Source organism: Pseudomonas sp. NPDC087336 (genome assembly GCF_044744285.1).
In the GTDB taxonomy this organism is placed as follows: Bacteria; Pseudomonadota; Gammaproteobacteria; order Pseudomonadales; family Pseudomonadaceae; genus Aquipseudomonas.
Map to the genome: position 1 here is coordinate 61,674 of NZ_JBIUYA010000021.1, position 23,945 is coordinate 85,618.

Annotated in this window: 22 protein-coding genes; 10 read left to right on the forward strand and 12 right to left on the reverse strand. The window is 59.3% G+C overall.

Annotated features, from left to right (window positions below):
• Nucleotides 1–67 precede the first annotated feature (67 nt).
• Entirely contained in the window at nt 68–724 is a 657-nt protein-coding gene (locus ACIO0C_RS20735; RefSeq protein WP_401314890.1) for a thiopurine S-methyltransferase, read from the forward strand.
• Between the two features lie 62 nt (nt 725–786).
• On the opposite strand, the gene htpX is transcribed toward ACIO0C_RS20735, so the two are convergent.
• Together htpX and ACIO0C_RS20745 are read right to left on the reverse strand one after the other, a co-directional pair.
• A complete protein-coding gene (gene htpX, locus ACIO0C_RS20740; protein WP_008059113.1) occupies nt 787–1,677 on the reverse strand; it encodes a protease HtpX in 891 nt (296 codons plus the stop codon).
• A 316-nt stretch (nt 1,678–1,993) separates the two neighbouring features.
• Nucleotides 1,994–3,205: a pyridoxal phosphate-dependent aminotransferase gene (locus ACIO0C_RS20745; RefSeq protein ID WP_401314891.1), complete on the reverse strand. Its 1,212-nt coding sequence runs from the start codon at nt 3,203–3,205 to the stop codon at nt 1,994–1,996.
• A gap of 226 nt (nt 3,206–3,431) precedes the next feature.
• Here ACIO0C_RS20745 and msrB point away from each other — a divergent pair, with 226 nt between their 5' ends.
• The 3 genes from msrB to ACIO0C_RS20760 all read left to right on the forward strand — a co-directional run bounded on the left by msrB (nt 3,432) and on the right by ACIO0C_RS20760 (nt 4,976).
• Complete coding sequence (msrB, locus tag ACIO0C_RS20750) at nt 3,432–3,827, forward strand: peptide-methionine (R)-S-oxide reductase MsrB (protein WP_008059115.1); 396 nt, start codon at nt 3,432–3,434, stop codon at nt 3,825–3,827.
• A 205-nt stretch (nt 3,828–4,032) separates the two neighbouring features.
• A complete protein-coding gene (locus ACIO0C_RS20755; protein WP_401314894.1) occupies nt 4,033–4,518 on the forward strand; it encodes a glutathione peroxidase in 486 nt (161 codons plus the stop codon).
• Nucleotides 4,515–4,976 (forward strand): MarR family winged helix-turn-helix transcriptional regulator, encoded by a 462-nt coding sequence (locus tag ACIO0C_RS20760; RefSeq protein ID WP_401314896.1) that lies wholly within the window; start codon nt 4,515–4,517, stop codon nt 4,974–4,976. Before ACIO0C_RS20755 ends, ACIO0C_RS20760 begins: the two co-directional genes overlap by 4 nt.
• On the opposite strand, the gene ACIO0C_RS20765 is transcribed toward ACIO0C_RS20760, so the two are convergent.
• Nucleotides 4,960–7,323, reverse strand: a complete 2,364-nt coding sequence (locus tag ACIO0C_RS20765; RefSeq protein WP_401314897.1) for an ATP-binding protein — start codon at nt 7,321–7,323, stop codon at nt 4,960–4,962. The genes ACIO0C_RS20760 and ACIO0C_RS20765 overlap by 17 nt on opposite strands.
• Nucleotides 7,324–7,440: 117 nt before the next feature.
• Here ACIO0C_RS20765 and ACIO0C_RS20770 point away from each other — a divergent pair, with 117 nt between their 5' ends.
• Both ACIO0C_RS20770 and ACIO0C_RS20775 read left to right on the forward strand, forming a co-directional pair.
• Nucleotides 7,441–8,331 (forward strand): ATP-binding protein, encoded by an 891-nt coding sequence (locus tag ACIO0C_RS20770; RefSeq protein ID WP_272603205.1) that lies wholly within the window; start codon nt 7,441–7,443, stop codon nt 8,329–8,331.
• Nucleotides 8,328–8,810, forward strand: a complete 483-nt coding sequence (locus tag ACIO0C_RS20775; RefSeq protein WP_401314899.1) for a GAF domain-containing protein — start codon at nt 8,328–8,330, stop codon at nt 8,808–8,810. Before ACIO0C_RS20770 ends, ACIO0C_RS20775 begins: the two co-directional genes overlap by 4 nt.
• On the opposite strand, the gene ACIO0C_RS20780 is transcribed toward ACIO0C_RS20775, so the two are convergent.
• The 9 genes from ACIO0C_RS20780 to ACIO0C_RS20820 form a co-directional block, all read right to left on the reverse strand.
• Complete coding sequence (locus tag ACIO0C_RS20780; RefSeq protein WP_401314901.1) at nt 8,811–11,756, reverse strand: HD domain-containing phosphohydrolase; 2,946 nt, start codon at nt 11,754–11,756, stop codon at nt 8,811–8,813.
• A gap of 48 nt (nt 11,757–11,804) precedes the next feature.
• Nucleotides 11,805–15,446 (reverse strand): transporter substrate-binding domain-containing protein, encoded by a 3,642-nt coding sequence (locus ACIO0C_RS20785; RefSeq protein ID WP_401314903.1) that lies wholly within the window; start codon nt 15,444–15,446, stop codon nt 11,805–11,807.
• An 8-nt stretch (nt 15,447–15,454) separates the two neighbouring features.
• Nucleotides 15,455–16,081: a response regulator transcription factor gene (locus tag ACIO0C_RS20790; RefSeq protein ID WP_272603202.1), complete on the reverse strand. Its 627-nt coding sequence runs from the start codon at nt 16,079–16,081 to the stop codon at nt 15,455–15,457.
• A gap of 238 nt (nt 16,082–16,319) precedes the next feature.
• Nucleotides 16,320–16,709, reverse strand: coding sequence for a response regulator (locus tag ACIO0C_RS20795; RefSeq protein WP_401314904.1), 390 nt, complete (start codon nt 16,707–16,709; stop codon nt 16,320–16,322).
• A 179-nt stretch (nt 16,710–16,888) separates the two neighbouring features.
• Nucleotides 16,889–18,217 (reverse strand): deoxyguanosinetriphosphate triphosphohydrolase, encoded by a 1,329-nt coding sequence (locus tag ACIO0C_RS20800; protein WP_401314906.1) that lies wholly within the window; start codon nt 18,215–18,217, stop codon nt 16,889–16,891.
• A gap of 68 nt (nt 18,218–18,285) precedes the next feature.
• On the reverse strand, nt 18,286–19,449 hold the full coding sequence (locus tag ACIO0C_RS20805) for an EAL domain-containing protein (RefSeq protein ID WP_401314907.1): 1,164 nt from the start codon (nt 19,447–19,449) through the stop codon (nt 18,286–18,288).
• A gap of 127 nt (nt 19,450–19,576) precedes the next feature.
• Nucleotides 19,577–19,921 carry a hypothetical protein gene (locus ACIO0C_RS20810; RefSeq protein WP_401314909.1) on the reverse strand — a complete coding sequence of 115 codons (345 nt, stop codon included), beginning with the start codon at nt 19,919–19,921 and terminating at the stop codon, nt 19,577–19,579.
• Entirely contained in the window at nt 19,918–20,307 is a 390-nt protein-coding gene (locus tag ACIO0C_RS20815; protein ID WP_008055104.1) for a phage holin family protein, read from the reverse strand. The genes ACIO0C_RS20810 and ACIO0C_RS20815 overlap by 4 nt, the downstream gene beginning before the upstream one ends.
• 1 nt (nt 20,308) lies before the next feature.
• Complete coding sequence (locus ACIO0C_RS20820) at nt 20,309–20,623, reverse strand: YqjD family protein (RefSeq protein ID WP_401314911.1); 315 nt, start codon at nt 20,621–20,623, stop codon at nt 20,309–20,311.
• 326 nt (nt 20,624–20,949) lie between these two features.
• On the opposite strand from ACIO0C_RS20820, the gene ACIO0C_RS20825 reads away from it, so the two are divergent.
• The 4 genes from ACIO0C_RS20825 (at nt 20,950) to ACIO0C_RS20840 (ending at nt 23,901) form a co-directional block, all read left to right on the forward strand.
• Complete coding sequence (locus ACIO0C_RS20825; protein WP_008055106.1) at nt 20,950–22,158, forward strand: ammonium transporter; 1,209 nt, start codon at nt 20,950–20,952, stop codon at nt 22,156–22,158.
• Between the two features lie 73 nt (nt 22,159–22,231).
• Nucleotides 22,232–22,468 (forward strand): glutaredoxin family protein, encoded by a 237-nt coding sequence (locus ACIO0C_RS20830; RefSeq protein WP_401314913.1) that lies wholly within the window; start codon nt 22,232–22,234, stop codon nt 22,466–22,468.
• 153 nt (nt 22,469–22,621) lie between these two features.
• Nucleotides 22,622–22,939 carry a transcriptional regulator gene (locus ACIO0C_RS20835; RefSeq protein WP_401314961.1) on the forward strand — a complete coding sequence of 106 codons (318 nt, stop codon included), beginning with the start codon at nt 22,622–22,624 and terminating at the stop codon, nt 22,937–22,939.
• Between the two features lie 71 nt (nt 22,940–23,010).
• The gene (locus tag ACIO0C_RS20840) at nt 23,011–23,901 is read left to right on the forward strand and encodes a pseudouridine synthase (protein ID WP_401314914.1); all 891 of its coding nucleotides are present in this window, start codon (nt 23,011–23,013) and stop codon (nt 23,899–23,901) included.
• Nucleotides 23,902–23,945 lie beyond the last annotated feature (44 nt).

Consider the following 23,945-nt stretch of genomic DNA (forward strand, 5'->3'; position numbering starts at 1 on the left):
TGTCAGATCATTGATCTAAATCTAATATAAGTTTTAGGGTGTTTTGATCGAATTTTCGGGGTTATTTATGCAGCCGGAGTTTTGGCACAAAAAATGGAAATCGAACCAGATCGGTTTTCACTTGCCGCAAGTGAACCCTTATCTGCAGCGATTCTGGCCGGCGCTGGGCCTGGAAGAGGGCGCTCGCGTGCTGGTACCGTTGTGCGGCAAGAGCCTGGATCTGCTGTGGCTGGCACAGCGGGGTCATGAGGTGCTGGGGATCGAACTGTCGGAAAAGGCTGTCGAGGATTTCTTCAGTGAGCACCATTTTGACCCAGCGGTCGACGAACAGGGGCCTTTCAAGGTTTATCGGGCAGGTTCCATCGAGCTGTGGTGTGGCGACTTCTTCGATCTGACGCCTGGCGATGTCGCCGACTGCTCGGCCCTCTATGATCGAGCCGCATTGATTGCCCTGCCGACGCCCATGCGTCAGCGCTATGCCGCTCATTTGACGCGGATCCTGCCCAAGGATTCCAACGGGTTGCTGATTACCCTGGACTACGACCAGGCGCAAATGGAGGGGCCGCCGTTTGCCGTGCTCGATGAAGAAGTGCAGCGGTTGTTTGGTGCTTCGTGGACGCTGAAGATCCTGGAAGACCAGGATGTGCTGAGCGAGAGCGGGAAGTTTCTGGAGGCGGGTGTCACGCGGCTTGAAGAGCGGGTGTATCGGGTTTCCAGCCGGTAAACGCTTCTGCAGACAAAAAAGGCCCGCATCGCTGCGGGCCTTCTTGTTTATTGCGGTCTCTCTCAGCCGCGACGACGCGCCAGTGCGTCGATGCGTTCTTCCAGCGGCGGGTGGCTCATGAACATGCGGGCGAAGCCCTGTTTGATGCCACCGTTGATGCCGAAGGCGTTCAGGGTGTCAGGCATATGCACCGGCAGGCCCTGTTCCGCGCGCAGGCGTTGCAGCGCGCCAATCATCGCGGCGGTGCCGGCCAGGTTTGCACCGGCTTCGTCGGCACGGAATTCGCGCTTGCGCGAGAACCACATGACGATGGCGCTGGCCAGGATACCCAGGACCAGTTCGGCGAAGATGGTCGCCACGTAGTAGGCAATGCCCTGGCCTTCTTCGTTCTTGAAGATCACCTTGTCGACAAAGTTGCCGATGATCCGTGCGAAGAACATAACGAAGGTGTTCACCACGCCCTGGATCAAGGCCAGGGTAACCATGTCGCCATTGGCCACGTGGCCGATTTCGTGGGCCAGGACGGCTTTCACTTCATCCGGCGAGAAACGCTCCAGCAGGCCCTGGCTGACCGCGACCAGTGCGTCGTTCTTGTTCCAGCCGGTGGCGAAGGCGTTCGCCTCATAGGCCGGGAAGATCCCGACTTCGGGCATCTTGATCCCGGCTTCGCGGGACAGTTGCTCGACCGTTTGCAGCAGCCATTGCTCGTGACGCGTGCGCGGCTGGCTGATGATTTGGGTGCTGGTACTCATCTTCGCCATCCACTTGGAGATGAACAGCGAGAACAGGGAACCGGCGAAACCGAAGACCGCACAGAAAATCAGCAGCTGATTGAGGTTGAGATCAACCCCATTGGCCGCCATGAACCCGTTGAAGCCGAAAAGGCTCAGGGTGATGCTGGCAATCAGCACGACCGCCAGGTTAGTGGCCAAGAACAGCAGGATGCGCATCATGGTTGTAGAAATCTCCTCATGCTAAAGATGTAGCGTACTGCGGGGTATATAAGGTGCTACAACGGGGTATTCAACTGAGTGACTATTTCAAACTGTGTCCTACAGCATTAGCGTAGCTGTTTGCAGGGCATTTCCGACACGGGATGGCAAAGTGATTTGTCAGCCAGTTGGCAACCGAGTGCCCGTCGTTACTCGACATGACCCGGCAATGGGTCATTGCTCATGCATCAAGAGTGAGGTCACGGGTAGGGCGCAAGCATGTGTTGCAGAATGAATCACCGTGCGATGTTTCTGCCATCGCACGGTGACAGGCCGCTTATTGGCGATAGGACTTGAGGAAATTGCCAATGCGTCCGATGGCCATGTCCAGGTCATCGACGCGCGGCAGGGTCACGACGCGGAAGTGGTCGGGCCATGGCCAGTTGAAGGCTGTGCCTTGCACCACCAGTAATTTCTCCGAAAGCAGCAGGTCGAGGACGAACTTTTCGTCGTTGTGGATCGGGCAGACCTTCGGGTCGATCCGCGGGAACGCATACAGCGCGCCCATCGGCTTGACGCAGCTCACGCCAGGAATGTCGTTGAGCAGTTCCCAGGTGCGGTTACGCTGTTCCAGCAGGCGCCCTTGCGGCAGCACCAGGTCGTTGATGCTTTGATAGCCACCCAACGCGGTCTGGATCGCGTGCTGGCTCGGCACGTTGGCGCACAGGCGCATGTTGGCCAGCATGTCGATGCCTTCGATGTAGCTGTGGGCGTGGTGTTTCGGGCCGGAAATGGCGATCCAGCCGGAACGGAAACCGGCCACGCGATAGGACTTGGACAGACCGTTGAAGGTCAGGCACAGCAGGTCCGGCGCCAGGGACGCGGTGCAGATGTGCACGGCATCGTCGTACAGGATCTTGTCGTAGATCTCGTCGGAAAACACCACCAGGTTGTGCTGGCGGGCCAGTTCCAGCATGCCCAGCAGGACTTCTTTGGAATACACCGCACCGGTCGGGTTGTTCGGGTTGATGATCACCAATGCCTTGGTATTCGGGGTGATCTTGGCCTTGATGTCGGCCAGGTCCGGCCACCAGTTAGCCTGCTCGTCGCACAGGTAATGCACCGGGTTACCACCCGACAGGCTCACCGCGGCGGTCCACAACGGGTAGTCGGGAGCCGGTACCAGCACTTCGTCACCGTTGTTGAGCAGGGCCTGCATCGACATCACGATCAGTTCGGAAACGCCGTTGCCCAGGTAGATGTCTTCAATACCGACACCTTCCACCTGCTTTTGCTGGTAGTACTGCATCACGGCCTTGCGCGCGCTGAACAGGCCCTTGGAGTCGCTGTAACCCTGTGCTGTCGGCAGGTTGCGGATCACGTCCTGGAGGATTTCGTCCGGCGCTTCGAAACCAAAGGGCGCCGGGTTGCCGATGTTCAGCTTGAGGATGCGATGGCCTTCCTCTTCCAGGCGTTTGGCGTGCTTGAGCACTGGGCCGCGAATGTCGTAGCAGACGTTGGCGAGCTTGTTCGATTTGCTGACCTGCATGGCGATGTGTTCCCGAAAATGAACGATCCAGGCGGTGTGTGTACAACCGTGCTGGGAATCCTGCGTAATCACACAGGCCTGACGCCTTGAGAGGCAGCACCCATAAATCCGTTTGAATGCGCGTGGTCTGGCTGCCAGACTGGCGTTTGACGAGGCGCAATCATACGTGCCGCCCGATCCGTGGAAAAGGTACAGATCGGGCTTTTTCAGCTGCTGAGGTGTGATGATGGAAAAGTTGGAAAAAACCCTGGAAGAATGGAAGGCCATGCTCGATCCCGAGCAGTACAACGTTTGCCGCCTCAAGGGCACCGAACGGCCGTTTTCCGGCAAGTACAACGGCACCAAGACCGACGGTATCTACCACTGCATCTGCTGCAACGAGCCGCTGTTCGACTCCAAAACCAAATTTGATTCCGGCTGCGGCTGGCCAAGCTTTTATGCGCCGATCGGCGACAGCGCCATGACCGAGATTCGTGATGTCAGCCACGGCATGATCCGCACCGAAGTGGTCTGCGCCAAATGTGACGCGCACCTGGGCCACGTATTCCCGGATGGCCCACCGCCCACCGGCCTGCGTTACTGCATCAACTCGGTGTGCCTGGACCTGAAGCCACGCTCGTAATGCGAGCCCTGTAGGAGCTGGCTTGCCAGCGAAGGCGCCCGAAAGAACAACGCAATGTTCAAGGACGCCTTCGCTGGCAAGCCAGCTCCTACAAGGTGTATGCCGGCCGCAAGATGTATGTCGCCCAGGTTTTCGGCGAATATATTGCACACAATTCAATTGCTCGCTATGTTTGTCGCATCACCCCTTCTCGAGTGTCCCGGTCATGAGCGACAACCTGCTAAGCATCCCCTGCACCACCATCAAGGGCGAACAAAAGACCCTGGCCGATTTCGCCGGCAAGGCCGTGTTGGTGGTCAACACCGCCAGCAAATGCGGCTTCACCCCGCAATACAAAGGCCTTGAGGAGCTGTGGCAAACCTACAAGGATCAAGGCCTGGTGGTGCTCGGCTTCCCCTGCAATCAATTCGGCAAGCAGGAACCGGGCAACGAAGGGGCGATCAGCGAGTTCTGCGAGCTGAACTACGGAGTCAGTTTCCCGCTGTTCAAAAAAATCGAAGTCAATGGCGACGGCGCCCATCCCTTGTTCGTGCAGTTGAAAAAACGTGCACCGGGTGTGCTCGGTTCCCAGGGCATCAAGTGGAATTTCACCAAATTCCTGATCGGCAAGGACGGCCAGCTGGTCAAGCGCTTTGCCCCTGCAACCAAGCCGCAGGACTTGAGCGCTGAGATCGAAGCACTGCTCAAATGACCAGCTTGTCCGTCGACTCGCTGAGCCTCGACAGCCAGCTCTGCTTCAAACTGTATGCCGCGTCCCGCGCGGTGATTCGCGCCTACAAGCCTATGCTCGACCAATTGGGCCTGACGTACCCGCAGTACCTGGCGATGCTGGTGTTGTGGGAATGGCAGGCGACCGCCCCGGAGCAACCGACGGTCAAGGCACTGGGTGAGCGCCTGGCGTTGGACTCCGGCACGCTGACGCCCTTGCTCAAGCGTCTTGAACAATTGCAACTGGTTCAGCGTCAGCGCTCGGCGCGCGATGAGAGGGAGGTGCACCTGAGCCTGTCGCCCAAGGGCTGCGCGCTGCGTGATCAGGTCGGGCCGCTCAAGGCCCGCCTGTTGTGTGACAGCGGTGTGGATCTGGATCGCCTGAATGACCTGCGCGACGGCCTCGACCACTTGCTGGGGCAGATCAAGGCACTGTCGTAACGGGTATCCACACGTCCAGCAGGGAGGCCAGCTCTTCCCGCCGCAATGGTTTGGCCAGATAGTCGCTCATGCCCGCTGCACGGCAGCGTTCGCGCTCTTCGGACATGGCGTTGGCGGTCAGGGCGACGATTGGCAACTGCGGCCAGCGACCACTGCGACGGATCTGCCGACTGGCTTCATAACCGTCCATGACCGGCATGTTGCAATCCATCAGCACCAGATCGAAGTCGCGGCTCTCCAATTGATCCAGCGCCTCGGCGCCGTGCGCGGCGACCACCACGTCGCAACCGAGTTTACCCAACATGCCCTTGGCCACCAGTTGGTTGACCGGGTTGTCCTCGACCAGCAGCACCCGCGCACGTCGCTGCGGGACGTGGGCGTCGACCTTCGTATCGTTGGGCGTGTCGGTTTGCGCCAGCAGGATTCGCCGCAAAGCCTGATACAGCGCATTGCGGGCCAGGGGCCGTGCCTGTTGCTGCAGGGGGGCGAGGGCGCTGGCTTGTTCGCTGGGCATGAAGCTGCCGTAAGCGGTCACCAGCAGGATCGGCGCGCTGAGGGTGGGACGCAGGTTGAACAGGCATTCGGGGCAATCGGTGATCAGGACATCGGGGTTCAGGCCGAGCAACGGGTCATCGATCGAGCGCTGCTGATAATCAAGCCCCCAACTGGGCAACACACTGCTCAACAGTTCCGCCAGACCGCTGCTGGCGGCGGTAATCGCAATGACCTTGCCCTGCAGGGGCGCCGGGGCCAGTGCCCAGGTGTGGCTGGGCAGTGGCAGTTGCGCGCAGAACTGGCTGCCGAAACCGGGTTCAGAACTGATGGTGAGCCGGCCTTGCATGGCTTCGCACAGGTTGTGGGTCAGGGCCAGGCCCAGTCCGGTACCGCCGAACTGACGAGTGATCCCGGCACCGGCCTGGGTGAAAGGCTGGAAAATCTTGACCTGGGCATCCCGGGGGATACCGATGCCGGTGTCGCAGACTTCGATGCTGACGCCATCGTGGCTGGTCGACAGACGCACATCGACCCGGCCGAAACGGGTGAACTTGAGCGCATTGGACAGCAGGTTGCTGACGATCTGCCGGACCCGTGTCGGATCGCCGAGCACCAGCGCAGGAAAGTCCGGATCGATCAGGCAGGTCAGTTCGACACTCGGCGCGGCGTTCTGCGACAGCAGGTTGGCGGTGTCTTCGATCAGCGAGCCGAGGTCAAACGGGATGTGCTCGAGTTCGAGCTGGCCGGCATCGAATTTCGACAGGTCGAGAATATCGTTGAGCAACTCCACCAGCACTTTGCCCGAATCATGGGCGATGGCCAGCTGTTGCTGTTGCTCGGCGCTCAGCGGGCCGTCCAGCGACAGCGCGATCATGCCCAGCAGGCCATTGAGGGGCGTGCGGATTTCGTGGCTCATGTTGGCCAGGAACACTGAGCGCGCTTCGGCCATGTCCAGGGCGGTACTGCGGGCGACTTCCAGTTCCTGGTTGGATTGGCTGAGCCGGGCGTTGATGGCCTTGAGTTCGGTCGTGCGCGCCGAAACGATGTTTTCCAGCTGGCCAAGATAGTCGGTCAGGCGGTTTTCGGCGTTGCGTCGCTGCTGGATTTCGGTGGCGATGTTTTCGAATTGCTGGTTGGCGACTTTCACCAGCACGCCGATTTCATCATGGGCATGTCCGGCCGGGCATTCCAGCGAGGTCGGCTGCGCGCTACGCGGATCGCGGCCACTGAGTTCGCGGATGACCCGCACCAGCGGCTTGGTCAGCATCACGTAGAACAGCGCCAGGAGGATGCCGCTCAGCAGCAGGCTGCGGGCGAAACCATTGATCAGGGTTACCTCGGCCCGCCGCAGGAACCGGTAGCCGAAGGAGTAGGTGTCGACGTCCAGTCGTAGGGTGCCCAGCGATTCGCTTGGCAAATGATTCAGGTACAAGCGGTCTTCGAACTGCCGATGGGCCCCGAACAGTAGGTCACTCAATACTCGATAGCCGCTTTGCAGGCCGGGACGCTTGACGTTGGCCAGGACATTACCGTTGTTGTCGGTCAGTTTCGCCCCGATGACCGCAGGCGAGCGCAGCAGGCCGAGGGTCAGTTCCTGGGCGAGTTCGGCGTCGATGTTGTAGGCGATGCGCGAGGCGGGGTTGTGACTGATTTCGAGCAAAGACAGGATTTCACGGTTGATGGAAGCGTCTTCACTGGCATAATCGATGCCTATTTGCAGCACGCTGAGCAGCATACCCAGAATGAAACCGACCAGCACGGTGAGCCGTGCCTGTTTGTAAGACAGCCGGTTGGTGAACTTGATGTCCATGGGGTGTTGAACCACTTCCGTTTTCCTTCGCTGCTCAAGCATAGTCGATCATGCAGGGTGATCCCGCGAGCCCTGATACAGGGCGGTTGACCGTTCATCGAACGCTGTATTTCGTCGCTGTATCGCCATCATTACTGTGAACGTGCCCGAGGAGAAGACGTGGATTCCCGATTGAATGCTTTTCTTGAACGTGCCGATGCCGTTCTGGCCCGTATCGAACCGCTGCTGCCCACCCCTCGGCAAGCCATCGACTGGAACCACTGCCTGGCCGCGCGCTGGCAACGCGAGGGGCGCAGCGGTTTTCTGCTGCCGCTGCAGGTCAGCCTGGACATGCGCCTGAGCGACCTGATCGGCGTCGACCGCCAAGTGGAGCAACTGGGGCGAAATACCCGCCAGTTCCTCGATGGCATGCCGGCTAACCACGCCCTGCTCTGGGGCTCGCGTGGCACCGGCAAATCGTCGCTGGTGCGCGCCTTGCTGGCCGAGCACGCCGAGGCCGGGCTGCGCCTGATCGAAATCGAGCGCGATCACCTGGCGGACCTGCCGCGGGTAGTCGAGCAGATTGCCAAGCTACCGCAGCGTTTCGTGCTGTTCTGCGATGACCTGTCGTTCGAGTCGGGCGAGGGCGATTATCGCGTGCTCAAAAGCGTTCTCGACGGTTCGCTCGAACAGGCACCGGACAACGTGTTGCTTTACGCCACCTCCAACCGTCGCCACCTGGTGCCGGAAAAGGAAAGCGATAACGAAAACTGGAAACGGGTCGATGGCGAATTGCACCCCAGCGAGGCAGTGGAAGACAAGATCGCCCTGTCGGATCGCTTCGGTTTGTGGCTGTCGTTCTATCCGTTCACCCAGGAACACTTCCTCGACGTGGTTGAACACTGGATCGGTCAATTGGCCGACAAGGCTGGCCTGCCGTGGCAACGCACGGAAGAGCTGGACATCCTGGCGGTGCGTTGGGCCACGGGACGTGGCAATCGCAACGGACGTTGCGCGTATCAATTTGCCCGCTATTGGGTGGGGCTGAAACTGTTGGAGCACAAGGCATGATCGATTTACAAAAGAGCGGCCAAGGCCTAGAGGGCTACGGCATGCTGCACGCGCAGCTGGAATCCTTGCTGGCGCACGAGCGCGATTTCATTGCCAACGCCGCTCAGTTTTCAGCGTTCCTGTTCAACCAGCTCGACGGCTTGAACTGGGCCGGATTCTACCTCAATCGCAATGAAGAGCTGGTGCTGGGTCCGTTTCAAGGGCAAATCGCCTGCGTGCGGATTCCATTCGGTCGCGGCGTGTGCGGGACGGCAGCGGCGACCTTGCAGACCCAACGGGTCGAAGACGTGCACGCGTTTGCCGGGCATATCGCCTGCGACAGTGCGTCGAACAGCGAGCTGGTCGTGCCCCTGGTCAAGGACGGTCGCCTGATCGGCGTGCTCGATCTCGACAGCCCGCAACTGGCGCGTTTCACTGCGCAGGATCAAGCGGGTATCGAGCAACTGGCCGCCATTTTCCTGCGCCTGACCGACTGCTGATCACACTTTCAAGCCTGCCTTGACCAGCAGGCTTGACGTGTCCACCGCATCGACCTGCTGTGGATCGAGGAAACGCCGGGCGTACTGCAGGTAAATCTGTGCGTTGATGAACAGTTCGAACAGCTGCGGGTCGATGTGGGCGTCCCGGCACATGGCGGCCATGATGTCCAGCGCTTCACTCAGGGTCTTGGCCTTCTTGTAGGGGCGGTCGGCGGCGGTCAGCGCTTCGAAGATATCGGCAATTGCCATCATCCGCGCCGGCAGGCTCATCTGCTCACGCTTCAAGCGTTTCGGATAACCGGTGCCGTCCATTTTTTCGTGGTGGCCGCCGGCAATTTCCGCGACGTTGCCCAGGTGCTCGGGGAAGGGCAGGTGGCTGAGCATCATGATCGTCTGCACCATGTGGTGGTTGATGATGTAGCGCTCCTCAGCGGTCAGGGTGCCCCGGGCAATGCTCAAGTTGTAGAGCTCGCCTCGGTTGTACTTGTAACGCGGGACATCGAGCTTGAACCCCCAGGGATTGTCCTCGGCAATCAATTCGGCTTCGGCGCGCTCGAGCAGATGCTCGGGCCGGTCCGCCAGCAACGCTTCGCAAACGGGCAGTGGCGGTGCCGGCGTGCGTGCCTGGCGCTGGTTTTCTTCCCAGGAAACACCCAACCGGTCATCCAGTGTCCGCGTCCAGGTGCGTTGACCGATATTGCGCAGGCGTTGCAGGTCGGCTTCGGCCATGGCCTCGCCACCGAGGTTGCAGCGGGCGATGAAGGCGAAATCATCATCGAGTTCCGCCAGGCTGGCATCGCGCTGTTGCGCCAGATGTTGCTCGTCGCCATCTTGGGCAACGGCTTGCCAATAGTTGACCCAGGCATCACGCTTGAGCACTTCGAAGCGGGTGCGTATTTCGTGGATGCGGTCGTACAGGGTTTCGAGTTTGGTGGCTTTGTCGACCACGTATTCCGGGGTCGTCACCTTGCCGCAATCATGCAGCCAGGCGGCGATGTGCAGCGCCTCCCACTCATCGTCCGTGGGCTGATAGTCGCGCAAGGCCGGGTCCTGGCTGGCCGCCGCGGCCTGGGCGAGCATCAGCGTCAGGGCCGGTACTCGTTGGCAATGGCCACCGGTGTAGGGGCTCTTGGCATCTATCGCACCTGCCAGCAGTTTGATGAAGGCGTCCAGCAGCTGTTTTTGCCGGTCTTGCAAGCGCTGGCTTTCGATACTCACAGCGGCCGCACCGGACACCGCCTGTAAGAACGCGATGCGGTCGGGACGCAGTTTATCCAGGTCGCTCTCGTGACCGCTGTCGGCCAACAGAAACACCAGCAGGCCGACGGTTTCGTTGTGACGATTGTGCAAGCGAATGCCGATCAGGTGAACCCGGGGACAGGCCATCGCCAGCAGGACTTTTTGTAGATCCCCCGCCTGTTCGAAGCCGAGGTGGGTGACGACGTTGTCGGCCGTCGACAGCTGCTGCAGCCAGGCGGGGCTGTGCGCGTCCTTAAACGCGTGTGCGCAAAGGTCGAATGAAGACAGGGCTTGTGCCGTGTCGTTGATCACCAGGCCCTGGGGTTCCATAAGATCGCCATCCCCTTCGCGCAGGTAGATCAGGCCGGCCTGGGCCTGACCAATCCTGACCGTTTCAAACAGCACCCGCTCCAGCAATGGGGCAAACCGGGTCTCGGCACTGAGGCTGTCAGTGATCTGGAAGAAGCTTGCCAGGGTGTCTTTCATGCGCCCCATGGACAGGCTTAGCTGGTCGACCTCAAGCACCGGAGAGCGGCGTGTAACTGGAAAGTTGAAGTCGAAACTGCGAATGGCATCCGCTTCCTGCACCAGGGCGCGCAGAGGCTTGACCAGGATCCTCGACGTTAACCATCCCAGAGGTACGCACAACAGCAGGGTCGCCAGGGTAATCAGCGCGCCTTGCCAGCGCATGCGGTAGGCGTCGACGAGCAATTCATCTTCGGGTACCAACATCGCCAGTTGCAGCCCCTGGGGCCCGCCTTCCTGAATGCTGCTGCGGGCAACGATCCATTGGCGACCCATGGCAGTCAGGCGATTGCCCGGTACAGGTTTGTCGAGCAGCGCGCCCAGGGCGGGATTCAGGTCGGCGGCCTTGCTCAGGTGGGCGGTTTGATCGTCAACGATCAGGCGGCGGCTGTCGGGATAAGCGATGGCATTGCCTTGGGCATTGAGCAGCACGATCTCGGTGGCGGGCGTCACCACGTGTTTGGCCAGGGTGGCCGAGAGCTCGGCCAGGGTCAGGTCGGCAGCGAGCACGGCATGCTCGCCGCTGCGCCGCGCCAGGGTGGTACCGACGTTGCGGGTCGAGAAAAAAACGTAGGGCTCGGTGGTGATCTGGTCAAGGTCCTGGCTGGCGCTGGTAAACCAGGCGCGGTCACGCGGATCATACAAGTCATCGAGGTTGTCCTGACGGCTGACGAGCGTCAGGTCCTGATCGAAAAACAGGAATTGCGAGTGCGCCTGGCCACTGCTGTTTCGCTCGATGCTCCAGACCTGATAGACCGCGGTATCCGGGGCCTTGAACAGCGCTTTCAGATCGGGTGTGCGCAGCGGGCGAACCATGAAAAAGTCACCGGTGTCGTATCCCAGGTACAGCGAAGCAAGGTCCGGGTTGTCCTTGAGCGACTGACTGAAGGGCTTGAGCAGCGCCAGGCGCTGTTGCAGGTCAGGGGCCAGGGTTGCAGGGTTGTGCATCAACAGGCTCAGCAGGTGGCGAATCGGCTGATAGGTGGCGTGCAGGTCCAGGCGCACGTCCTGTTCAATCCGGCTGAACAGCTTTTCACTGCTCGACAGAATGATCTGGGTGGTTTGCCGGTAGTGGAAAATGCCCAGCACGATCCCGGTCAGCAACAGCAGGCAAGTGAACATCACGCTGATATGAACGTGCAGGGGAAACCGCCGCTGATCCGGGCGCAGTGGGCTGGGCATGCAGGTCACTCCGTGATGGTTAACGCACTGCTCCGCGTCCAAGCATAGTTAAGGCTCGCTCACTGTACAGCTGTCGTTTTGCTCGATTTGTTGCAGTAATGCCTGCTCCAGTTCGAGCAGTGCGCGCTCCACGGCGCTGCAGCATTCGCTGACTTTTTCGGGGGGGAAGCGGGCATGGCAGGTGGCCTCGAGCGCCTCGCAGCTGTCGATCAAGCGAGTGGCCTGGACGATTCGGGCAGCGCCCTTGATTCTATGGGCAATGTCGAGAAATGCCTGTGGGTCCGGTGTGCCTGACAGCGCCTGCAGGCTCTGTCGATCCAGGCGGTTGCTGTTCAACAGTTCGGTCAGCAGACGCAGGTTCATCGTCGGGTTGCCGCCGGTCAACACATGCAAACCTTGCAGGCTGAAGGCCGGGGTGACGACCGTGGGCTGGATACCCTTGACCCATTGACTCAAGGCGGCCAGGGACAGTGGCTTGAACAGGCAGTCGTCCATCCCGGCCTGTTTGCAACGCTCAATTTCCTCCGCCTGGGCGTTGGCGGTAAAGCCCAGGAGGGTGCAGCGCGGCTGTTGCGTGTGCTGTTCATGTCGACGAATGGCTTGGGCCAGTTCGTATCCGTTCATGACCGGCATGTTGCAATCGGCGATCACCAGGTCAAATGCGTCGGATTTCCACGCGTCCAATCCAGCCTGGCCATCTGCCGCGACGCTGAACCGATGGCCCAGGAATTCCAGCTGCTGGCACATCAGCAAGCGATTGGCCGCGTGGTCGTCGACCACCAGCACATTCAAAGGGACCGTAGCGCAGTGGATGGGGGGCTCAGCTGTTTGCTCCCTCGATTCGCGAGGCAGTGTGGGTAACAGCAACGAAATCCTCACCCGGGTACCGACGCCCGGCTGGCTGCTCAACTGCAGGCTGCCGTTCATCATTTCGCACAGGCTGCGGCTGATCACCAGGCCAAGCCCGGCACCGCCCCTGGCCGACTGCCCGGCATTACCGGCCTGGGCGAAAGGTTCGAACAGGTGTTGCTGATCCTCATGGCTGATTCCCGGGCCACTGTCTTCGACCAGCAGCAGCATTTGTACCTGGTTGGTTTCGCCGGTCAGGTGCAGGGCCACAATAATCCTGACCTGGCCATGTTCGGTAAACTTGATGGCATTGCTGACCAGGTTCGACAGCACCTGCTTGAAGCGCAAGGGATCGAGCAACACGTCGATCGTAGGGTTGGCCGGATTGAGTTCCAGTTGCAGTTCGAGCCCCTTCTGCCGGGCCAGCCCATCGAAGATGCGCGCCACCGACGCCACGATTTCCTCTGGATTGACCCGCTCCGGGTTCAGGCTCAGGTGCCCGGACTCGATGCGGGCAATATCGAGGATGTCCCCGATTAGTTCCAGCAGGTCCTTCGCCGAGTGGTACGCCACATCAATGGCGGGACGATCCGGGTGGTGGTGTTCGATGCGCTTGAGCGTCAGTTCGAGCATGCCGATGACGGCATTCATCGGGGTGCGAATTTCATGGCTCATGGTTGCCAGGAACGTGGTCTTGGCCCGGTTGGCTTCGTCGGCACGCTCTTTGGCGCAACGCAGCTCATCGAACAATTGCCGCCGTTCGCTGATGTCGATCCAGCCACCAATGATCCCTTGCACCTCACCGCTCGAGTCGCGGTAGGGAAGAATCCAGTGATAGATCGTCAACCGGCGACTGCCAATGTGCAGCGCACGGTCAAGGATCATGGGCGTGCCCTCGGCCACGACACGCTGGTAATCGGTCTGGTATTCCCGAGCTTCGAAGGCGTTGCTCATGGTGCCCTGGGTCACGCTTTTGCCGATCACGTCTTCGCGTTTTGCGTTGAAGGCTTGCAGGTAGCTGTCGTTGCAACTTTGCAGCAGTCCTTGGCGATCACGCACGTAAATCGGGTGGGGCGTGCCGTTGACCAATGAACCCATGAACTCCAATTGATCATTCAACGCGCGCTCGGCCGCCCGGCGTTGATTGATCTGGCGCCGCATGTAAGCGTTCCAGGTCACGGAGACCAACAACAGCAATCCGGCACCGATGACGATCTGATAGAACACTCGTTGATAATTTCGCCAGGTGCTTTGCGAGGAGGCTGAATAGCTGCGCCAACGACTGTTGATGACGCCCAGCTCTTGCGGGGCGATGCTCAACAGTGCCTTGTTGAGGATGTCATTGAGTTCCTTGGCCTCGCGCCCGGTTGCCAGGGAGAACGCCGCCTGCTGGGTGCCGATGGTGGTGCTGATTTGCAGATCGGTTTCGAACAGTTGCGAGGCGATGAAGTAGTTGGCGATCACCAGCGAGTTCACCGCGCCTTCCACCCGGCCTTCGGCAAGCATTTCCACGGCGCTGAAGGTGTCCGCGGTCTTGATCAGCCGGATCTGCGGGAATTCGCTGCGCAGATAGTCGATCAAGGGGTTCCCACGGGCAATGGCCAGGCTCTTGCCCTGCAGCTGTGCAAGGTTTGTCGGACTGTCGTGCGCCTTGCGTGTCAACAGCACGAAGGAGTTCTGCAGGTACGGGCGGGTAAAGCTCAGCAAGCTATCCCGTCGCGCGCTGGGGAGCAGCGCGGCGATCAGGTCAGCCTGATCGGTTTTGATTCGCTCGATCATGTCTGCGTCGCTGCGACTGCGCTGAATGTCGAAGCGCAGGCCGGTACGCAACCTGATCAACTCAAGCAGGTCCGCGGCAATCCCGCGAAAGTTGCCGGCACTGTCGAAAAACGTCAGCGGCGCATAGGCCTCATTGACGACCACCCGGACCACCGGGTGTTGCGCCAGCCAGCGCTCCTCAGTGTGACTGAGCTGCAGTTTTTGATCGGTGAGCAGGATATCGCTCCCGGCGCTCCAGCGTTTGGCGATGTTTTCCCGTTCGCTGGCGGGGATGGCCGCGAGCGTCGTGTTGATGATGTCGAGCAGTTGTGGATTGGTCTTGTGCACGGCAAAGCTGAAACCATGGGCTTCGTGCTTGCCGAAACTGGCCATGCGAATGTTGTTCAGATAGCCCTTGTTGATCATGTAATGGGTTGAAAGGGTGTCACCGAGAAAAACATCGGCCTGGCCGAAAGCAACGGCATTGATCGCGTTCTGGTAGGAGGGGTAGGACGTGATGATTGCCTTCGGATACAGGGCCTTCACCTCTTCCAGGGGCAAGTAGTGGTACAGCATGCTGAGCCGCAACCCGGAAAGCCCATCATTGAGCGGCCGGGTTTCGCCTTCACGTGTCACCAGGACCGGTTGATCGACCGCATAGGGCCTGGAAAGCGCGATGTGGTCATTGCTCGCCTCGAATCCGTTGGCGCTGCCCAACAGGTCTACCTCACCATTTTCGAGCGCTTCGATCGCAGCTCCCCGGGAGCTGAAGCGCTGAACTTTGATGGGCAGGCCAAGGACCTCGCCAAGAATGCCCGCGTAATCGGCGGTAAAACCTTCGTAGTCATGACCGCTGCTGGTCAGGTCGAAGGGGGGATAGTCTGGCGCTGAAGTACCCAGGATCAGTTGCTCTTTTCCCCGGGCCCAATGTCGTTGTGATTGATCCAGCTCGACTTCCAGGTGCAGGGGCGCTGAACGACTGAGCAAAGTGAATTGTTCAGGGGGTTGCGCTGCGTGCAACGAGGTGCACAGGCACAAGCCTGTGGTCATGATCAGCAGGTAATCCTTCAAGCGGCTGGGCATCCTGTGTCTCACACTAATGCATTACGTTTTGCCATCTCAATGAGTTCAACCAGTGATTTGGCCTTGAGTTTTTGCATCAGTCGTTTTTTATAAGTGCTGACCGTTTTGTTGCTCAGGAACATGCCTTTGGCGATTTCCTTGTTATTGCGACCTTGTGCAAAAAGTTGCATGACCATGAGCTCCCTGTCATTGACTGACTTGAACAGTTCAAGTTCGGCGCAGCGCGCTTCATCACCACGAGCAGGGTTCAAGGCTTCACTGGGAAAATAGTTATAACCTGAGAGTACTGCCTTGATGGCGCTTACCAGTTCGCTTAGTTCTTCCTGTTTGCAAACATATCCCGAGGCGCCGGATTGCATGCAGCGTATACCGAACAGCGTCGGACATTGTGCAGTCAATACCAGAGTTCTTGGAGGCGTATGCATGGCGTTGAAACGGGTTAGCACTTCCAAGCCATCCAGCTTGGGAATACTGATATCGAGAATGACCAGGTCGGGCATGCATTCGCGCACCATCTGCATGGCATCGACACCATTATCGGTTTCACCGACGACCTTGAAGCCCTCGTGTTCAAGCAACATACGAACGGCAAGCCGGATGACTGGGTGATCGTCGACGATAAAAACGGAGTTCATAATCAAATCCCATGCGAGCTCAGATAAAGCGCGCACCTTAGCTCAGATAGTTGAGGCGACGTATGAACTGACGGGGCCGTCGTGGCAATATAGGAATGTTCCTACATGCGAAAAGGAATTGGCTTACGAGTCAAACGGTTTTTTGGCAGGTTTCCACAAATAGTGTTGCTGTTTAATTGTGTGGCGAAGGGTGCTGTTTTGTGGGGCACCCAATTTTTATCAGCGCCTGGTTGCAGGGTCAGGGAATCAATTTCAGTAATTGCCTCAGCTCGCACTGTTTCAAAGGTTTTATCAAGTAACCCAGTAATGGCAGTCCGTTGAGGATGGCCAGGTTTTCAAGTTCACCCAATTCATTGGATGTCAGGCTGCTTAAAAGTATTGCCTGCTTGATCATCCCCTGATGGCTGGCGATTTTTATCAGGTCAATGCCGGATACTTCGGGCAGGCATTGATCGCATAACAGGATATCGAACGGCTGCTCTGCCCTGAGCATGTGTTGCAACGCGCCTCTGGCACAGTCGCTGGTGGTCAAGTGAGTGAAGCCGTAACTCTCCAGCAGGCATTGAGTCGCCATGAGCTGAAACGGATGGTCTTCCACCAGCATGATGCGCAGATTGTCGTTGATCATGTTATTCACGCTTCTTCTATCGGAACCGATAGGCGTGATTGTTTCGCGTCCAAATCGCGCATTCGATCAGTGCACTCGACAGAGGCTGTAGGGGGATTCGGTGTTTGTTGAATGTTTTTGGATTTTCAGGACTGATCGGCCATGACCGGAGGGGGTAATGGCTGATCGGCCGTTTGTCGTCAGTGACTGGAACGCCCCGTCATTTCGAGGGCCATGTGGCTGGCATAGCTGTCGGTCATGCCGGCGATGAAGTCGATCATGCGCAGGAACGAGTTGTGCAGGGGGCCGTTCGGATCGGGCGCATTGTTGCCCAGCAGGTCGAGAACCCGCCGGCTCTTGAAGGACGGCGTTCGACCGTTGTGTTGCTCCAGTGCGGCACCGCAGAAAGCGTTGAGGAGAATTTCCAGGGTGGTGTAGGCACCAATCTCGTGCAGGGTCTTGCGTTTATCCTGGAAGATCTTCTGCCGAGCCATGTCCTTTGCATTGAGGACGCAACGTTTGGCCGGGCCGTGCATGTGCTCCACCAGGTCGCCAGTCAGGGTACCAGCCAACAGCGCGTCCTGTTGCTCGACAAAGGCGCGGGCCGCTGCGTTGGTCAGGTGTTCGATGGCCTTGCCCCGCAGGATCGCCAGTTTGCGCCGACGAGAATCCTCTGGGCCGAGCAGGCGATAGGTTTGCGGTAAATCGTCGCCCACCAGATCCAGTAGCAGGGATTCGACTTCGGCGTACTCCAGTAACTCCATTTCCAGGCCGTCTTCCAGGTCGATCAACGCATAGCAGATGTCATCGGCGGCTTCCATCAGGTACACCAGCGGATGGCGTGCCCAGCGCTGCTCCTCAAGCTGCGGCAGGCCAAGTTTTTGCGCGATCTGCTCCAGCAGCGGCAGTTCGCTCTGGTAGCAACCGAACTTGTGTTTCTTGTACCCCAGGGAGTCGGCGTGCCTGGCTGTCCATGGGTATTTCAGGTAAGTGCCCAGGGTGGCATAGGTCAGCCGGGTGCCGCCGTCGAACTGGTGATACTCAAGCTGGGTCAGTACCCGGAAGCCTTGGGCGTTGCCTTCGAAATTGAGAAAATCATTGCGCTGCTCTTCGTTCATCGCGTCCAGCCAGCCCCGTCCGGCGGCTTGCTGGAACCAGTGCCGAATCGCGTCTTCGCCGGAGTGGCCGAAGGGTGGATTACCGATGTCATGGGCTAGGCAGGCCGATTGCACAACCATCCCCAGATCGCTGGGTTCACACCAGTCGGGCAGGGCGCTGCGCAGGGTTTCGCCGACGCGCATACCCAGTGAACGGCCGACGCAACTGACTTCCAGCGAGTGGGTCAGGCGCGTGTGGATATGGTCGTTGCTGTGCACCGGATGAACTTGAGTCTTGCGCCCGAGACGGCGGAACGCTCCCGAGAAAATGATCCGGTCATGGTCTTTGTGAAAAGGGCTGCGGCCCACTTCTTCCGGGCTGTACAGGGGCTTTCCGAGGCGTTCGCGGGTAAGCAGGGTAGGCCAATCCAAGGCTGGTTCTCTCCGTCAGGTGACTGATTGACTAGCTTCCCGGTTCGCATCGGTACCTGCAAGTGTCACTACAGCCCTACTGCATCGATATCGATGAGCAACAGGCGTTCGCCGTTGTCGAAAAACTGCCCGGCGGTGAGGCAGTACTGATTGCTGGTGGCGTCGCGATAGGTATTGGAGAGGGTCAGATGACGCTCTTCCCAACCCTGGGCCAGCAGGTGATAGAAGTACGGACGCCACGACCAGTTATGGCCCAGGTAGCGATTGTCGGCGACCCAACCGTTATTGCGCCATTCCAGGTTGGGCGTCAGCTGCGTACCGTGACGGTCGCACTGGTAGAAACGCAGCAGCCAGGGAAAGGCATCCAGTTGTGGCAGGGCGCTCAGGGGCGAGCAAACCTGTGCCCAGTCCTGCAGGATCGCCATCAGTTCACTGAGTTGCTGGCGCATGATCTTCAGGCGAGCGCGCTCGGCCAGCTTTTGTTGCACGTAGCGTTGACGCAGGTACGCAAAGCGCTCGACGAAGGCGTCAGCGGCAAAGAAGTCCGCTTGTGCCCCGGCAAATAAAAAACCCTGGACGTAACGTGAGCCGCACTCCAGGGCAAAATTCAGCTGTGCTTCGGTTTCCACGCCTTCGGCGATGATCCAGCAACCGGTTTTTTCCGCCATTTGTGCCAGCGCCTTGACCACATCGCTGCTCGGCCCGCCCAGCGCCGCTGCCTGGAACAGGCGCATATCGAGTTTGAGGATGTCCGGTTGCAACGCCAGTACCCGATCGAGCTGAGAGTAGCCGGCGCCGAAATCATCGATGGCGATCCGCGCGCCGGCTTGCCGGTAACGCGTCACCACTTGTGCCAGACGCTGGATGTCGCCACCCAGTTCAGTGATTTCGAAAACGATGCGCTGCGGGTCGACACCGTGTTTTTGCAGTTGTGCGAGGCTCGGCAACGGTTGGTCCGGGCGCAGGCGGCTGATCCAGCGTGGGGAAATGTTCAGGCTGAGAAACCAGTCGCCGGGCGCTTCATGCAAGCGACTCAGCGCGTTGTCGCGTAGCTGGCGGTCCAGACGACGCAGGGCAACGGCGTTGGTTCGGGGATCAGCGAACAGCGGCCCCACCGACGCCAGTTGGCCGTTGGCCTGGCGCAGTCGACCCAAAGCCTCCACGCCGGCGATACGGCCCGTGGCGGTATCGATGAACGGCTGAAAACAGGCGAGCGGTTGCCCGTGGATCACAAGGCCTCCTTGATGGATCTTGTTTTTGGATAAAGCCTGGTCACCGGGTAGGCACGCAGGATTGACCCCCTCGATGAAGAGGTTCAATCCCGTGGGTACTGCAAGAATGTAGCCAGTTCTGACAGGGTCAGTGTTTGTGCGAAGAACCCTGCAAGACCAGCTTGATCAGAGGCGCCAGGGTAGTGCCCAAGCGGAGCAGTCGGGCCAGGCTGCCCAGGCCGGTGCCATTCTTGGCGCCCTTTCCGCTCAGAAAACCCAGCAGGGTGACAGCGGCGACGCCCCACAGCGGAGCATGCTTGATGCCGAACCCGTCCTGCAGGTTCTGGGTCATGCCACGCACTCGCTGCAAAGGTTGCAGCAGTTGCGCGGATTCGTGGCGGATCTCCTGGCGATGCATTTCCATGCGCAGGCGGATCAGTGCCTTGCGCATTTCCGTGCGCGAGCTATTTCGAGGCAGTTCAGGCAGGTTCATGGCAGCAGGCGCTCCCGATCATTGGCCAGCTCTTCCAACGTGCCATGGAAGGGCGAGGATTCATCGAAGATCGCGGCTCGTAGGCGCATTGCGCAGAAGACGCAGGCAAGGCTGTAGAACACGCAGAGCGAGATGATGGCGGCCAGGCGGTAAGTGTCCCAAAACAGGATCAGCACCAAGGTCGACAACCCCACCAGCAATAGCAAGGCAAACACCAGCGCCAGGCCTGCAAACAGCAACAGGCTCACGGTGCGGGCTTTTTGTTCCTGCAGTTCGATGCCGAACAATTCGACATGGCTGTGCAGCAGTCCAAGGAAAGCGGCACCCAGGCGCCGCGGTGATGAACTTGGGCCTGTTCCGGACGAGCCGGATTCATCGATCGCCATATCAGCGCCGAGTTGCCAGCAGGCCAATCAGGAAGCCCACGCCGGCCGCGATGCCAACCGATTGCCATGGGTTAGCCTGGACATAGTCCTCGGTGGCGGTCACGGCAGCCTTGCCGCGTTCGCGCAGGGAGTCTTCGGTCAGCTTCAGGGTTTCACGTGCACGCAGCAGACTGTCGTGGATCTGGTCGCGCAATTCATCGGCCTGGTCACCGGCCAGGGAGGCGGTGTGTTCCAGCAACCGTTCGGTATCGCTGACCAGTGCCTGAAAATCGCTCATCAGGATTTCTTGAGCAGTCTTTGCCTTGATGCTGGCCATTGGTGATCTCCATAAGTGGCGTCTGAAACGTTCGAGTATGAGCCTTGTGCGAAGGTTCAGTACAAATGACTGGTACAACTTTTGCTGTGTCCTGGTGCGTCTGCCCGCGCCGTTGCGCTGTTGCTGGGCGAGATGACAGTAAAACTTTAACTCAAACAATCGAAACCCGCGCAAATGTCCCGGTCGTGATTGGCCTTGATGAACCCCGTGCTCCAAAACGGTTCATCGGGAGAGATTTGGTCGAATCGACAAGTCTCAACTTGGTGCATGGATTGCCCGCGCGAACTGCTTTGGTGCTTTTTTCAGCCTTAAGGTCTGCCAAATCCATGGAAAATCTGCAAAGCGCTGTGGACACCCTGGTCCATAGCTCCAATACGTTGTTCATCCTGATCGGTGCGGTCATGGTGCTGGCCATGCACGCTGGCTTCGCCTTTCTCGAGGTCGGTACGGTCCGGCAAAAAAACCAGGTCAACGCCTTGTCGAAAATCCTCAGCGACTTCGCCGTTTCGACCCTGGCCTACTTCTTTATAGGCTATTGGATCTCCTATGGGGTTACCTTCATGCAGCCGGCGGCCGTGATCAGTGCCGATCACGGCTATGGCCTGGTGAAATTTTTCTTCCTGCTGACCTTTGCCGCGGCGATCCCGGCGATTATTTCCGGGGGCATCGCCGAGCGTGCCCGGTTCGTCCCGCAATTGTGCGCGACAGCGCTGATCGTGGCGTTCATCTATCCCTTCTTCGAGGGCATGATATGGAACGGCAACCTGGGTTTGCAGGCCTGGCTGCAAGAGCGCTTCGGTGCCAGCTTCCATGATTTCGCCGGTTCCGTGGTGGTGCACGCCATGGGCGGTTGGCTGGCGCTTGCCGCGGTGCTGTTGTTGGGACCGCGCAATGGGCGTTATCGCGAAGGGAAGCTGGTGGCGTTCGCGCCGTCGAGCATCCCGTTTCTGGCATTGGGCTCGTGGATTCTCATCGTCGGCTGGTTCGGCTTCAACGTGATGAGCGCGCAAACCCTGCAAGGGGTCAGCGGGCTGGTCGCGGTGAACTCGCTGATGGCCATGGTCGGCGGTACGGTGGCGGCGCTGATCGTCGGGCGCAATGACCCGGGCTTTCTGCACAACGGCCCACTGGCTGGCCTGGTGGCAATCTGTGCCGGCTCCGACCTGATGCACCCGGTAGGCGCGCTGGTTACCGGTGCCATCGCCGGGGCGCTGTTTGTCTGGTGCTTTACTGCCGCGCAAGGCAAATGGCACATCGATGACGTGTTGGGCGTGTGGCCGCTGCACGGTCTGTGCGGCGCGTGGGGCGGGATCGCCTGCGGAATTTTCGGCAAGACGACCTTGGGTGGGCTGGGGGGTGTGAGCCTGGTCAGCCAGTTGATCGGTACTGCACTGGGTGTGGTGGTGGCGCTGGCCGGTGGTTTTGCGGTGTATGGCGTGATCAAGGCGTTCCATGGTTTGCGCCTGAGCCAGGAAGAAGAGTATTACGGCGCGGACTTGTCGGTGCACAAGATCGGCGCCGTCAGTCAGGATTAGCCGTGGGTTCATTGGCTCGACGGCATTTCGGGGCAGGCCTAGAATAGGCTCTTAATTTCCTGGTAGAGCGCTCATGCTTCCTGAATGTCAGCTGTTCGGCACGCTCGGGTGCCATCTCTGTGAAGTGGCCGAAGCCATGTTGATGGAATTTGTCGAGCGTGGCTTGCTGGTGGAGCTGGTGGACATCGCTGAGGACGAAACATGGTTCCAGGCCTATAGCCTGCGGATTCCGGTGCTGCGTCGGGTCGATAACGGCGCGGAACTGGGTTGGCCCTTCAGTGCCGACGAGGTCGTTGCCTTTCTGCGTTAAACGATTGAGGGCGTGTTCCGCCCGTCGAACAAACCCCTTGGCTAAACTGATGCGATTCGGATACTGTATGCGCATACAGTTATTCGGGTTGTTGCCTTGCCGCCGCTGATTTCGGCGTTCAGCGAGGCTAATCCGGGCGTGAGAGGGTCAGTCGTGGTTAATGTCGAACAATTAAAGAACAGCGTTAACCGCATGTCGGTGGATGTGATACGTGAAGCCGTCGCCGAATTGCGCCTGGACGGTTTAGTGACGGAAGGCAAAACGCCCTTCAACAAGCTGCATTTCAATACCTGTTTTGCTGAAATCGAAGCCTTGTTTCAGCGCGCAGGCTATCACCGGCAGTTGGATGTCGTGGGTTATCAAGGTTTGCTGTACGCATTGTATGACCCGGGTCGCTGGGAGGCGGTCGACGTGCTGCGCTGGCTCAAGGAGTACACCGAGGCCGCGGGGCGTGCGCAGATCCCGGCTTGAGGATTCTGCACTAGGTTCGTTTGCGCCGCTGTTGGATAATGCCGCCTTGCATTCAAGGTAAGAGCTTTTGTATGTCCACTTCATCATTTTCTGCTGCACACAGCCAGGCCAGCACGCTGTACTTGCCGCCCGGCCCGTGGCAGACCGTTTTCGATTGCCTGTGCGAGCACTTCAGCGCCATCGGTCGTGAACAGTGGCTGGACAGAATTGCTCGCGGCCGCGTGCTCGATGGGCAGGGCGCACCGATTGCCTTGGACCTGCCTTACAAGGAAGGCCTGCGGATTCACTATTTTCGCGAAGTGCCGGACGAAAAACCGATCCCGGTGGTCGAGTCGATCCTCTACGCGGACGAGCATCTGGTCGTGGCGGACAAACCACATTTCCTACCCGTGACCCCGGCGGGTGAATACGTCGAACAGACCTTGTTGCGCCGCCTTATCCGTCGCCTGGATAACCCGCATCTGGTGCCCTTGCATCGCATCGACCGGCATACGGCGGGGCTTGTGCTGTTTTCCGCCGACCCGCAAAGCCGCTCGGCGTATCAGTCGTTGTTTCCAACGCGGCAAATCGAAAAGCGCTACGAGGCCATTGCCCGGGCGTTGCCTGAGCTGACCTTCCCGCTGGTGCACAAGAGCCGGCTCATCAATGGCGAGCCTTTCTTCCGCATGCAGGAAGGTCCGGGCGCGAGCAATACCGAGACGGCTGTCGAAGTCAGGGAAAAAAACGGTGATCTGTGGCGTTATGGGCTTTATCCGGTAACGGGCAAGAAGCATCAGTTGCGGGTGCATATGACAGCCCTGGGCGCCAGTATCTGCAACGACCCGTTTTATCCTCGGGTGCTCAAGGACGTGGAAGATGACTACGCCAACCCGCTGAAACTGCTGGCCCAGGGGCTGAAGTTTGTAGACCCGGTCACCGGCCAGAACAGGGAATTCGAGAGCGCAATCACGCTGCAATGGTGAACAAGGAATTCAATAAAATCGAATTTATGCGCAGGTCTGGAGTC